Here is a 289-nt window from a genome sequence, read left to right on the forward strand (position 1 = left end):
ATAGTCGAACGGTTTGGGAAGACCGGCCAGAGCGGGTGATAGCCCCGTAGACGAAATTTGTTACCCTCAGTTCAGGATCCTGAGTACGGCCAGACACGTGAAACCTGGTCGGAATCCGGGAGGACCATCTCCCAAGGCTAAATACTCCCTAGTGACCGATAGTGAACCAGTACCGTGAGGGAAAGGTGAAAAGCACCCCGGAAGGGGAGTGAAATAGTTCCTGAAACCATGTGCCTACAATTAGTTGGAGCCCGTTAATGGGTGACAGCGTGCCTTTTGTAGAATGAAC

General features: G+C 51.9%; 1 rRNA gene. It reads left to right on the forward strand.

Annotated elements, in window-relative coordinates:
• A 23S ribosomal RNA gene (locus CES82_RS12150) occupies positions 1 to 289 on the forward strand; the annotation flags it as partial.

The sequence above is a fragment of the Secundilactobacillus silagincola genome (assembly GCF_002583405.1).
GTDB classification, from domain to species: Bacteria; Bacillota; Bacilli; order Lactobacillales; family Lactobacillaceae; genus Secundilactobacillus; species Secundilactobacillus silagincola.